14 protein-coding genes are annotated in these 12,196 nt (G+C 58.6%); 4 read left to right on the top strand and 10 right to left on the bottom strand.

What is annotated here, in order from left to right; translation table 11 throughout:
* The first annotated feature begins 76 nt into the window (after nt 1–76).
* Nucleotides 77–439 (top strand): hypothetical protein, encoded by a 363-nt coding sequence (locus JOD50_RS02315; protein WP_204880256.1) that lies wholly within the window; start codon nt 77–79, stop codon nt 437–439.
* Nucleotides 440–549: 110 nt separating this feature from the next.
* Here the strand turns inward: JOD50_RS02315 and ccsB are convergent, their stop codons facing one another.
* The 5 genes from ccsB to JOD50_RS02340 are packed head-to-tail and all read right to left on the bottom strand — an operon-like array spanning nt 550 to nt 5,468.
* Nucleotides 550–1,695 (bottom strand): c-type cytochrome biogenesis protein CcsB, encoded by a 1,146-nt coding sequence (gene ccsB, locus JOD50_RS02320; RefSeq protein ID WP_204880257.1) that lies wholly within the window; start codon nt 1,693–1,695, stop codon nt 550–552.
* A 24-nt stretch (nt 1,696–1,719) separates the two neighbouring features.
* Nucleotides 1,720–3,336 (bottom strand): cytochrome c biogenesis protein ResB, encoded by a 1,617-nt coding sequence (gene resB, locus JOD50_RS02325; protein WP_338051973.1) that lies wholly within the window; start codon nt 3,334–3,336, stop codon nt 1,720–1,722.
* Complete coding sequence (locus tag JOD50_RS02330; protein WP_204880258.1) at nt 3,333–4,148, bottom strand: cytochrome c biogenesis CcdA family protein; 816 nt, start codon at nt 4,146–4,148, stop codon at nt 3,333–3,335. The genes resB and JOD50_RS02330 overlap by 4 nt, the downstream gene beginning before the upstream one ends.
* Nucleotides 4,145–4,780, bottom strand: a complete 636-nt coding sequence (locus tag JOD50_RS02335; RefSeq protein WP_239541497.1) for a TlpA family protein disulfide reductase — start codon at nt 4,778–4,780, stop codon at nt 4,145–4,147. The genes JOD50_RS02330 and JOD50_RS02335 overlap by 4 nt, the downstream gene beginning before the upstream one ends.
* 19 nt (nt 4,781–4,799) lie before the next feature.
* Entirely contained in the window at nt 4,800–5,468 is a 669-nt protein-coding gene (locus tag JOD50_RS02340; RefSeq protein WP_204880259.1) for a histidine phosphatase family protein, read from the bottom strand.
* Between the two features lie 188 nt (nt 5,469–5,656).
* On the opposite strand from JOD50_RS02340, the gene JOD50_RS02345 reads away from it, so the two are divergent.
* The 3 genes from JOD50_RS02345 to JOD50_RS02355 all read left to right on the top strand — a co-directional run bounded on the left by JOD50_RS02345 (nt 5,657) and on the right by JOD50_RS02355 (nt 7,797).
* Nucleotides 5,657–6,208, top strand: a complete 552-nt coding sequence (locus tag JOD50_RS02345) for a YceI family protein (RefSeq protein ID WP_204880260.1) — start codon at nt 5,657–5,659, stop codon at nt 6,206–6,208.
* Nucleotides 6,209–6,300: 92 nt separating this feature from the next.
* Nucleotides 6,301–7,059: an MFS transporter gene (locus JOD50_RS02350; protein ID WP_204880261.1), complete on the top strand. Its 759-nt coding sequence runs from the start codon at nt 6,301–6,303 to the stop codon at nt 7,057–7,059.
* 39 nt (nt 7,060–7,098) lie between these two features.
* Nucleotides 7,099–7,797: a hypothetical protein gene (locus JOD50_RS02355; protein WP_204880262.1), complete on the top strand. Its 699-nt coding sequence runs from the start codon at nt 7,099–7,101 to the stop codon at nt 7,795–7,797.
* Nucleotides 7,798–7,886: 89 nt separating this feature from the next.
* On the opposite strand, the gene JOD50_RS02360 is transcribed toward JOD50_RS02355, so the two are convergent.
* The 5 genes from JOD50_RS02360 to JOD50_RS02380 form a co-directional block, all read right to left on the bottom strand.
* Nucleotides 7,887–10,205 carry an ABC transporter permease family protein gene (locus tag JOD50_RS02360; RefSeq protein WP_204880263.1) on the bottom strand — a complete coding sequence of 773 codons (2,319 nt, stop codon included), beginning with the start codon at nt 10,203–10,205 and terminating at the stop codon, nt 7,887–7,889.
* A 112-nt stretch (nt 10,206–10,317) separates the two neighbouring features.
* Entirely contained in the window at nt 10,318–11,007 is a 690-nt protein-coding gene (locus JOD50_RS02365; RefSeq protein ID WP_204880264.1) for an ABC transporter ATP-binding protein, read from the bottom strand.
* Between the two features lie 61 nt (nt 11,008–11,068).
* Complete coding sequence (locus JOD50_RS10680; protein ID WP_204880265.1) at nt 11,069–11,428, bottom strand: peptidase inhibitor family I36 protein; 360 nt, start codon at nt 11,426–11,428, stop codon at nt 11,069–11,071.
* 220 nt (nt 11,429–11,648) lie between these two features.
* Nucleotides 11,649–11,882 (bottom strand): glutaredoxin family protein, encoded by a 234-nt coding sequence (locus JOD50_RS02375; protein WP_204880266.1) that lies wholly within the window; start codon nt 11,880–11,882, stop codon nt 11,649–11,651.
* Nucleotides 11,883–12,000: 118 nt separating this feature from the next.
* Nucleotides 12,001–12,099: a 30S ribosomal protein bS22 gene (locus tag JOD50_RS02380; RefSeq protein WP_009882927.1), complete on the bottom strand. Its 99-nt coding sequence runs from the start codon at nt 12,097–12,099 to the stop codon at nt 12,001–12,003.
* Nucleotides 12,100–12,196 lie beyond the last annotated feature (97 nt).

Below are 12,196 nucleotides of genomic sequence, written 5' to 3' on the forward strand. Positions count from 1 at the left end.
TTAAGACGCTTCCGTTTCAGCGGAGCGCCGTTTCAGCGGAGCGCCGTTTCCGTTAATAGATGATCTGGAATGGTAAATGAACCCTAAATCGATCTGCGCGCTTCTTTTCGCGCCGGCTGTGTATCACGTGTTCTTGCTGGTTCTCATCGTGAGTTCGGCGCTTCCGCCGCGCGGCCTGGTGCTCACCGTGTGGGGCGTCTCGCTGGTTATCCCTTTGATTGCGGCAGCGCTCATGGCCCGCGATAAGACCACCTACGCCCCTGGCCTCGTGGCTAGCGTGGCAGTCTTGGCAGTTCTGCGGTGCGCACTGTTCGCCGCCGAGCAGTTCCTCTACGACGCCTACTTCGTTACCCCTGTGGACCTCGTTCTCGCGGTAGCGCTAGCCGTCATCGGCATCGTGATAGTGCGCAAGCGCGGTTCCATCCCCCACGCCGCATAAACACAGCGCCGCATAAACAGCTGCAGTTAAAACGTGGGTGGCCGGGACTCCGACAAGGAGTCCCGGCCGTCCACGTTAACGGCCACACCAGAGGCCGCGCCCGTCAGCCGCTAGATGCCTGCGTATGAGTGCAGGCCCGCGAACACGGTGTTGACGACGGTGAAGTTGAAGATGATGCAGCCGTAACCGATGATGCTCAGCCATGCGGAGCGGTCGCCGGTCCAGCCGCGGGTTGCCCTAGCGTGCAAGTAGCCTGCGTAGACAACCCAGATGATGAAGGTCCAGACTTCCTTGGTGTCCCAGCCCCACGGGCGACCCCATGCTTCGTTCGCCCACACGGCACCCAAGATCAGCGTCAGCGTCCAGGCGACGAATGCGACCGCGTTGATGCGGTAAGCGACGTTCTCAAGCGTCACCGCGGACGGCACCAAACGCAGCCACGGCAGTTTGTCCTCGCGGCCAGCCAGTAGCGCGGCCTGGCGGCGTGACTGAATGAGTTGCAGGACAGCCATCGCGAACGTCAACGTGAACAGCGCGCAAGCCAATACCGCGATCGAAACGTGAATGATCAACCACGGCGACTGCAGCGCCGGCTGCAAGTGCTGAACGGGAGTTGGGAACGCCATGGTGGCCGAGCACATCATCGCTACGACCAAGCCAGAGACGAACACACCCATGAAACGGATGTCCTTGATCATGAGCGCGACCAAGTACACCGCAACAACCACGAGCGCGCCCGTGGTCATGAACTCGTACATGTTGCCCCACGGAACGCGCTGCGCGGCGATCGAACGGGTCACCACGGCAGCGGCGTGGATCGCGAAGGACAACCACATTAAAGCGATCGCAACCCGAGCCAAGCGGCGCGTCGGTGCCTTTTCGTCGTAGTCCATGTCGTCATCGACCAGCTGACCATCCACCGTCGCGTTCCGGTGACGCACCCGCTCAGTGTCCCGCTCCGTGTCCGGCTCATCGCGGTCAGCAAGCGCAACCGAACCCGGAGTGACATTGCCGGCAGTGCCCTTACCGGCCGCAGCGGCAGCCAGCGCACGCTTCTCTTCCTTCACAAGCGACTTCTCGATGTCGCGAATCGTCTGAGAAGAACGCACCAAGTCGTATGCGAACACCACGAACGTCACCGAATACGCCATCGCCGCCAAAAGCATCAGCAGCTCGGAGGTCGAACCCAAGGAAAGGTTCAAGTCCCCCTTAGGGGTGTATGCGGGGAGATAAGAAAACACAGTCGTCACAGTCATCCGTTCTCTCGGTGATCAGCACCATCACTCAGCCACTGCATAGCGGCCGGAAACTTTTGTCACCAGTGCTTCCGCCTCAGTCTGCAAACGCGGGTCCTCACCGCGGGCAAGAAGTGCATATTCAATTCTACGCTTGCCGTCTTCAGACGGCTCTGAAACCTTGAACCATACGCGGCGGCGCGGAATGAACAGCGACGCCAACAAACCAGCCACAGCGAGCATCGAGAACCCGAGCAGCCACGGCTTACCCGGGTCGTGGTGGATCTCGATGCCGATGAACCGCTTCAAGCCGTCAAAACGGATGGTCCCCTTACCTTCCGGCAACTCGTATTCGCGGTTCTGAGGGTTCAGACCCAGGACGATGCCGCCCGCATCGAGCTTGCGCGAGTTCAACTGCGTCATCTTGTCTGTCTTGAGCACGTACACGTTCTGCGGTGCACCCGTCTCAAGGCCGAGGTCGCCATAGTAGGAGTCCAGGTTCAGCGACGGCGCGAGCGCCTCTGGGTCACCCGAATACGAGACCCCGTCGTCACCTACAACCGTGGTCGGGAGGAAGAAACCCTGGAACCCAAGCTGGCTCGGCTTCGCGTCAGGGACCTTCAGAACCACTAGAGACATGTAGGACGGGTCCTGCGGCTGAGCGACAACCGGGCCGGAGAACGCAACGTTGCCTTCCCCATCCGTCACCGTGATCATCGGCGCGTAGCCGTTACCGAGCAAGTAAATGTCCGTGCCAGCAACACGCAACGGTTCATTCACTTTGAGCTTTTCGTTCGTCCATTCGGCGTCCGGGCTGCGTCGTACCTCAAGGTTCGCTTCGTAGTCGATCGGCTGGCCGTACTTGCCGTCGGCACGCTCTTGGCGGTCAAACTGGATCTTGAAATCTTTAAGCTTCAGCTGAAACGGTTGCAGGTTCTCTGCCTTGAACCGCTGGCCTGGCGAGATCTGGTCGTAAGCGATGAGCGTGTTGGTGAACCCCTCACCTTGAACGATGATGCGCTGACCGTTGTACCCGAACAAGCCACCCAGCGCGACGGCGACCAACACGCCGATCAGAGAAACGTGAAACGTGAGGTTGCCCCATTCACGCAAGTAGCCACGTTCAGCGGCAACCGAGAGCTGCCCGTCGCGCTCCTCGATCGCGGTGCGGTAGCGGCGCTTGCGCAAGATGGTGCGCAGGCTCTGCGCGATCTCCTCGCTATCGCCTTGGTCCGCTTCGAGCTCGATCACGCCGTTGACCGGCATCCGGTTGAGCCGAGCCGGGGTTCGTGCCGGCGGGCGCACGGTTGCTCGCGCGTGCTGACGGGCACGCGGAATCACACACCCGATCAGCGAAACGAATAACAGCAGGTAGATCGCCGAGAACCATACGGACGTGAACACATCGAACAGTTGCAGCTTGTCCAAGATCGGGCCAGCGACCTTGTGCTCTGCAATGTACTGAGCAACACCTTCCGGATCCTGATTGCGCTGCGGGAATAAGGAGCCCGGAACCGCAGCAACAGCGAGTAGCATCAGCAACACCATCGCGGTGCGCATGGTTGTCAGCTGGGTCCACGCCCACCGCAACATGCCTAGCGGGCCAAGAGCAGGCGCCAGCTGCTTCTGCTGCGCCTTCTTCACGGCGTCCTTCTTGGTCACAGCGGCAACCTCACTTCGTTAGCGAACCAGTTCTGCAGCTCGGCAATCCAGGTGTTCCACAAGCCGGAAGCCATCACAATCCCCAAGAGAATCAGAATCACGCCGCCTGTGCGCATCACGGCGAGCTGATGTTTACGGAAGAACGAAACCGCGCGCGTGACCTTGGATAGGCCCAGCGCGACCAGCAAGAACGGAATCCCTAGGCCCAGGCAGTACACGAACGTAATCAGAGCGCCCCGAGGAACGTTCGCGTTCGGGCCAGTCGTCAGGGCGAGCGCCGCCGCCAGCGTTGGCCCCATGCACGGTGCCCAGCCGAGCGCGAATGTCATGCCCAGCAGCGGGGCACCCCACAGCCCGGCGGGCGGGCGTTTGCTGATCCGGCGTTCGCGCTGCATGAAGCCGAAACCGCCCATGAAAACCACACCGAGCAGTGCGACAACAACGCCGAGCGCCTGGGTGACCCACTGGCCTTCGTTGAGCATCCATATGTAGGCGCGTGTGAACACAACGCCGATCAGCACGAAGACCACGGAGAAGCCCAAAACGAACAGACCGATGCCCGCGAACACGCGGCCGCGCTTATGCTGGTTGAGTTCCATGCCGGTCAGCCCGGTCACGTACCCCATGTAGCCAGGCAGAAGCGGCAGCACGCACGGGGACAAGAAGGAGATGAGCCCGGCGAGCGCCGCGATGGGCAACGCGACCAGCAGTGAGCCGTCAGCGATCGATGCGGCGGCCTGGTTACCTGCTGCGCCTGCCGCCGATGCAGTGGCCGCGGCCGCTGTTGCCGCCGCGAGTACGGTGCTGATCATTTGGTGTCAGCGGGGGTCTCTTGCGCGGTTTTGATGAGAGCGCGCAGGGTGGACTCTTCAACAACGCCCAGTACGCGTGCGGATACTCGGCGGTTCGGGTCCAGCACGAGTGTTGTAGGCACGGCCTGTGGCGGGACGTATTGGGACAGCGCGAGCAGGACCCCACCTTCGAGGTCGCGGACGGATTCGTACGGGATCTTGAAGGTTTTATCGAAGGCTTCTGCTGCGGCTTTTTCATCGCGCACGTTGACGCCCAGGAACGTTACGCCTTTGTCTTTGAACTCGTCTGCGACTGCCTTGAGCGCTGGCGCTTCCACTCGGCACGGCGAGCACGCGGCGTACCAGAAGTTCAGGACCAGCACATCGCCCGCCGCGTAGCTTGCGGCGTCGATCTTGGTTCCGCTGAACGTTTCACCTGTGAATTCGACGGGTTCGCCGCGGTCTTCGGGGGCGTATTCGCTCACGGAGCCGTCGCCGGCTACGTAGCCTTTTCCGCTGCCCTCTTTATTTTGGTTGGCGAGGTTGCTGGATTCGGTGGAGCATGCGGCGAGCCCTGCGGCTGCTGTTGCGAGCATGAATCCGAGCACGGCGCGGCGTCCGTAGCGTGGGTTTGGGGTGATTGAGGCGTTCATTCCGGTGTGATCCATGTACCTATGCCCCTGGGACGTTGACGGTTCCAGGGAGGAGTTCTGCTGCTGGTTCTGAGTAGGTGAGGTCTACGGCGTTGCCGTTGCGGTCAAACGAGATCGAGGTGACCGAGGCGAGCGTGCATTCGCGGCGGAATGCGTTGAGCGCCAGGGAGCGCCCTTCGGTTGCTAGGCGGGTGACCCAGATGGGTAGCTGGTGGGATACAACGACGATGTTGGCGCCCGGGCCGTGTTCGGCTACGGCTTGGTCGCGGTGTCGGCTGATGGCTTGTGCCATGCGGGTTGCCTGGTGGGCGTAGGGCTCTCCCCACGATGGGGTGAGCGGGTTGCGCACGAGCGGCCAGAGGCGCGGCGTGCTCAGCAGGGTGTCTTTGATGTTGCTGTAGCCCTCGAGTTTGGATTCGGCTTCGATCACGCCGGGCTCGGTTGTGATCGGGAGTTCGAGCGCCTGTGCGATGGGGTTTGCGGTTTGTTGTGCGCGGATCAGCGGGGAGCTGATGAGTGACACGAAGTTGGTTCCGTGTTCTTTTTGTTCCGCGAAGTGTTTGGCAACCAGGCGGGCCATGGCGTGGCCGCGTTCTGAGAGCTCGTATCCGGGCAGGCGACCGTACAGCACGCGGTGAGGGTTTTCGACTTCACCGTGGCGGACAAGGTGGACAACAGCATGGGACATGGTGCCTATTCTCTCAGAGGGAGCGCGCGGGTGGAGATTCAGTGAACGTTCAGGTTGTTTTTTGCATCCTTTGAGCCCGCAGTTCACTTGGCTGGGTAGACAAATAGTTGTCCCTCAACTAAAGTAGTTGATACATCAATCATTGACCTGTCAATCTTATGAATTAACCCTATGAAGGCGAGGCCGCGATGAGCGCACTTCCATTGAACTTGACCCCAGGCACCTGGAACCTGGATGCCGCACACACTGAGATCGGCTTCTCGGTTCGCCACGCAGCGATCGCCCGCACCCGCGGACGCTTCACCGCTGACTCCGGCGTACTGACCGTGGGCGAAACGCTCGAAGACTCCAAGCTCGAGGTAACCATCGACGTCGCTTCCGTGGACACCTCCAACGAAGGCCGCGATGAGCACCTGCGTTCTGCAGATTTCTTTGACACGGAGAACTACCCGAAGGCCCACTTCGTCTCCACCAAGATCACCGGCGAAGGCAGCGACCTGACCGTTGAGGGTGAGTTCACGCTCCGCGGCACCGCTAAGCCACTTACGCTTAACATCGACTTCGCTGGCGTTGTCGATGACCCGATGGGCGCTACCCGCACCGGTGGCGAAGCAACCGCAGAGCTGAGCCGCAAGGAATTCGGCTTGACGTGGAACGCTGCACTCGAAGCCGGCGGTGTTCTGGTTGCTGACAAGGTCAGCCTGCAAATCGACGCGGAGTTCGTCAAGGCCGAGGCCTAAGGCTCGTCCCTTGCTTTCGTGACCTTCCGGGGTTCACATCTTTCTTGTTTCTCATCATTCAGGGGTTTCGTTCGTGCCAGTACGATGGAGGCATGAGCGAAACCCCTGACTTTAACCGTGACCGCGACCCCCAGTGGGGTGGCGGTGATCCCTCTGATGAGCCGCGTTATGGAGTCCGGCGCGACGACCTGCCGCCGGGCAGCTACCCGCCACCAGTCAATCAGCAGGGACCAACGCCGGATCCGCAACAGAGTAGCTATAACGCTATGAGCGGCTGGGATTCACACCCGGGGCCAGGTTGGGGAGAACCTCAATTCGGTTACGACCAGAACGGGTGGCCGGTCAACAACCCGTGGCAACAGCAGCCTGCACGCCGCCCCGGGCTCCTGATCGCTGGATGCGTACTCGCGTGGGTCTTTTCGGCTTTCGGCTTTCTTTCAAGCTTCGGTCTTCTGATGGCCTCGAACTTCACGCCACAGGAACTCGAACGCATCATCACCGAGGAAATGCCGCCAGAGTTCCTAGAGTCTTTCTATGCAGGCCTGGATCAGATCGGCGGTTACGAAGCCCTTCTGGGATTCATGCGGAACACGGGTATCGCGATCCTCGTGTTCTGCGCTTTGCTCTCGGTTGCCGCAATTTTCATCATCGCCGGCTCCCGCGCATGGCGGATCATCGGCGTCATTCTGGCCGCTCTGGCTAGTGTCGTGGCGCTCTTCAGCATCGTCAGCAATCCGCTGGTGGCCGTCGTGTGGCTTGCATGCATGGCGATCATCATTGTTGGCTGGACGATGCCGGCAACAAACGCGTGGCTTCGGCAACAAGCACAACTCAAGCGTGCCCGCCGCTAAGCAGAAAACTTTCCCTTCACAAACGACGATTGAGGAAACATGACGAACACCCCTCACCCGCCTAACGCACCGGAACCGTACGGCCAGAATCAACCGAACACCCCGCCGCCGGCTTCTCAGCAGCCACCTGCACAGGAACCGCAGAACTTCGGCTGGGACGGCCCCATGCCGCAGCCTCCTCAGGCCGCCCCGAACCCCTATGGCGCACAGTCTGCTGGCTGGGGTAACTATTCGGCCGACTCGATTCCGACAACCCCACCCAAGCGACCAGCAAGTGTTGTGTTCGCTTCAATCGCGGCCTGGTTGTGGGCTGCCCTCACGATCGTTGGTGCGATCGTCGTCATTGCGGCTATCGGCGCAGTAAGCGACCAGGAGCTGCGGCAGGCGCTGGGACCTGAAGTGTTTATGGAGGCAGCAAAGCAGGGCCTTAGCGAGGAACAGTTCATCAGCTCTGTCAAAGCCATGGTGCCTCTCATTGGTGTGTTCCTGGTTGTTGTGGGTGTTTTCGCTCTGATCGCGGGCATCCTGGCGTTCAGGGGCAGCAACGGCTGGCGCATTTTCGGTATCGTCGGGGCCTCGATAACTTTGGCTTTGACGATCATCGGCTCGCTGAGCGCACCGTCCTGGGGCATGATGACGGCTGTTCTGCCGCTCATCTCGATCATCTGCTGGGCCGTAGCTGGCGGCTGGTACCGGGCAGTCCGGGATTACAAACGAATGAGCCTCTACCGCCGGTAGAACCACGCCACAATAAACGCGCCACAATAAATGGGCTGGCGGACACCCTGAAAGGGGGTGTCCGCCAGCCCATTTTAGATTCCTCTTTTCTAGGCGTGAGCGTTGTTCTTCTGACTCGATAGCCCCACAATGAGTAGGCCCACAATCGATCCGAAAACGAGTGCTGCCGCAGCATACAGGATGGTCATCCAGTCAATGGTGAAAGGCAGCACTTCACCCATGAGTTGTGAGATCAGGGCTGCGGGCCCAAGACCAGCAATCAGCCCCAGCACGAACGCTTTGACCGCAATGCTGCCGATGCTCCATCTGAGCACCCAGCGTTGCCACGAGGCCGGCAGGCCCAGCGTCCAAAACGTTGATTTCAATGCTTCCAAGCTCTTCGCGTTAGTGCGGCTCACCATGATCACGATCACACAGGAGCCGATCAACGCGGACGCCAAGCTGAAATAGACGTTGCTTGGCGTGCTCGCTTCTTGCTTGAGAGGAACCTGCAAAAGATCGCGGGAAATCCGGCTGTCTAACGCCTCTGCCAGCAGCTCTTTCTGCTGCGATTCGGACAGGTCAGTGAAGACCCACCTCAAACCTTCAAGCGATAGCCGGTGATCTTTAGCTGTCTTAGTAAGCATGAATGCAGCGGCGTTTGTTTCCCAGTGCTCGCCGAAATCTGCTTGAACTGCTGGGAGTAGCTCACCATCTGGAAGGTTCTCTGAAAATATGCGAGCTTGAGATCCGTCTAGAAACGCCGAGTCACGCACAATCAGACCGCCCTTATCTAAGGTGGCGGCTTCTTCGCTACTTAGCGCACGACCAAGAATCCTCCCAAGAGCGTCCGCATCATCAACAGCGCTGATGCCGTACGCGCCGAAGACTCCTTCTATGACGTCGAACTCGCCGCGCGTGGTTGTCACTGCCACCGGCTCCTTGAGCCCGAGCTTATGCGCGAGGTCGTTGACTGTCTTCTCGCTAGCTTTAAGCCCGTTCGGGTGCTCCTGCTCAACACCGAATTGATCGTCAGGCAACGGTGAGATCAATGACTTTTTCTCGGCAGCCGTGATGCTTTGAGCAAAAGTCGAGCTGAACATGAGATTGCCGATAGCGATGCTGAGCAGAGCGATAGCAAAGACTGTCAAGGCTCGGTGGTACGTAGCTAGTCGTTGCGCGAGCGGCCGTGGTTTGATAGGGGATTTTCGGCTCACATAACCAGTAATTGCCAATGACAAGAACAAAGACAACGCAGCCACCGGAAGTGGCGCCCACGTTTCGAGAACATCAATTCCCAGTTGCATGGATGCAGCACCCACGCCTACCAGCGTGAGAACTGCCGCGACACCCGTACCCCAAAACAATTTCTTGGAAGAAAATGCCCGTTGGGCTCTGTCTGCGGAGGCACCCACGGTAACTGAGCGGCTTACTCGCGGACGCGTAATGATGCCACCCGCCACGAAACTGACGATCACCCCAACTGCGATGACGGCCAACCACTTCGTTGGAATCTGCGGCCCCGGGCCTTGAATGCCTACGAGATCAGCCAGTGCCGGAGCCACCAACCAAGCAACGCCAACCCCCAACGCCATGCCCGGTAAAGATGCAAGGGCGACAGCAAGCCCGATCTTTCTGAAGGTAGCTCTCCACAAAGGCGCTGGATTCACACCCAGCGTATACAACTGCTTATTTACTGGCGCTAGAAGTTTCTTAGACCAGGCCCACAAAAAAGCGACAAGGGACACCGGCAAAAGGAGTGCGAATACACCAAACACAAAGGAGTATTGATCAGCTATTCCACGGTGAGGGCGGTCTTCAACAAGAGAACGAGTTATGAACCCGTCCCCCAACGTGACACCGTCAAGTGAGTCGAGCTGCGCCGCCGTTTTCTCATCAAGATGCGAATAAACATACTCCTCGAAAGCTTCGCTGTTAGTGAGAGTGCCGGAATACAACGTTGTCGATATGGCTGCAGCGCTGATCTCCGCTGCAGCAGGGTCAATCGTGTTCCACGTACCCGGGAACGCCAGAAGCGTTTCCAGTCTCGGAAGGAATCTATGCTCGGCTTTACCCACAACCGTCAGGTTTACATTTCCTCCTAACCCGGTTACCGTTTCTCCCTCCGAGAGATCGGATTCTCCGGCAACTACGACCTCGCCGGGCTTATCAGCCCACCGCCCAGAAGTGAGGCTATACCCGAACTCCTGACCAATGTGTGGCCAATCTCCTTCGCTCATGGCCCTACGACGCTCTTGATCAGTATCCAAATACAGGTCACTAGAGGTGGCTACAGCAATCACGCCATCCCCAGGCCGGTTCAATACCGACCGCACAGATTCCTTCTCTCCGGCATTTGCATAAAGAGGAATCTGTAGTAGCGCTGCCCTGTCTCCAAACTGCATCTGGGCATCATCAGCAGGCTTCATTGACATTTGCCGGTCAGCTGTCGCTGCCCAGCTCAGCATACCTACCACTACGGCTAGCACCACAAGCACAAAGCGATATCGGCCCTTTGTACCGAGGATCTTCTCTACATATCTACCCACCACGAACCTCACCTGCCTCTATACGCCCGTCAACCAAGGCATAGCCGGTATGGCAGTACTCGTTCATGATCGGGTCATGGCTCGTAGCGATCACCGTGCTACCAGCTTCTGCTAGGTCACGGAACAGACCGAACATCGCATGAGAGTTCTCAGTGTCCAATGCAGCTGATGGCTCATCAGCAAGCAGAACACGCCGATCGCCGCTCAGCGCACGCGCAATACCGACGCGCTGGCATTGGCCGCGGGAAAGCTCAGCTGGGTACCGGTCCACCAGCTCACCCAAGCCCACACGAGTCAACGAATCCCTAGCCATAGCTTCGGCATCACGCTGTGAAACACCCGCTGCAGACAACACGAGCATCACGTTCTCAGCAGCCGTCAACTCCTGGATCAACAGGTCATCCTGGTGCACGAAACCGACCACGTTACGCCGCAGGTCCAGAACCTGCGCCTCACTGGCCTGACCTACATCTACGCCAAGAACATCAATCCGGCCTTTATCCAGAGGAATCAAGCCAGCAATAGCACGCAAAAGGGTTGTTTTACCTGAACCGCTCTTACCTGCTAACCCAACAAACTCTCCGGCCGAAGCTTGAAGGTCAATACCTCGCAAAACGTGCGTGCGCTGAGCGCCGACACCCAAATACTTGTGGACGTTTTCCACAGTCACAACAGTCATCATGCCTCTTTAAAAAGGCCGGGGTGCAGTTAGCTAACTGCACCCCGGAAACCGGTAAAAACAGTTAGCAGCCGCGATTCGTCCGCCAGGACGTAGCAGTATCATTAGCTGGCCACCCGACATAGTTTTGAATCGAGTATTGCCGCATGGTGTAACACTTACCTTTACCATCAGCGTGCTGGTACCAAGCGGCGTTCCGGCTAGTGCGGTTCATCCATGAGCTCATCTTGTCATTCGCTCGGTCCGAGAGATTCATCAGACTCAACCCCGCTCGGCGAGATCCTAGAAGTCCTCCGAAGTCCTTATGTTCGAACAAGCAAACTAGATTGGTGCCGCAGTCTTTAGCGGCGGCTTGCGCGGGCTGAGCGAAACCGATTCCGGCTGCAACCACGGCTAGAGCGGCACAAAGCTTTTTCATCTTCATGTCGTCATCCTTTTGAGCAAGGCCCCACGAGGAGGCAGTGACTTTATAAAATGCACCAGGTGGTGCTAGATAAAGATATATACGTGATTTACCTCACGGTCAATTACTGTCTACATAACGTTTCGATAACGCCCGATTTGCTGCGTCCTGCTCGGTCTTTAAACGGCAGAGCCCTCGAAGTTTTCACGTCGAGGACTCTGCCGTTTTTCTTATGGCTTTACTATCCTGCGAGGATTCGCCGAAGCCTTTCCGGGTCAATGTGCCAAAAATCCCGTTGTACTCCATCCACCATGAGCACCGGGATTTCCTCCGCAAAGCGGTCCATAAGCTCCGCGTCGGCAGAAATGTCCACGTCGTCCCATGCGATCCCGAACTCAGCCGTGACCTCATCCATCGTGGCGCGGGCCGCCTCGCACAAATGACACCCCGGCTTGGTGTACAACTCAAGCTTCATACTCGCTCACCCTCCACTGGAACAGCTGTTTCAACACTGACCGTTAAACATACCGCGTGTTAAACACAACGTGGGCCACACCCACAGGGTGGACCCACGTAGAAAGCTCGAAAGCTGCTTACTTCTTGTTGCGACGCTGGTGGCGCGTCTTGCGCAGCTGCTTGCGGTGCTTCTTCTTCGACATACGCTTACGGCGCTTCTTAATGACGGAACCCATCGATGCTCCTTTCCGTCCCACATCGGCCTGACAAAAATCGTGGCACCCGCGGGCACCATTCACCCCAGTTTACAGGAAGTTCACCACGGCGCGATTC

The sequence above is a fragment of the Pseudoglutamicibacter cumminsii genome (assembly GCF_016907775.1).
Lineage (GTDB): Bacteria > Actinomycetota > Actinomycetes > Actinomycetales > Micrococcaceae > Pseudoglutamicibacter > Pseudoglutamicibacter cumminsii.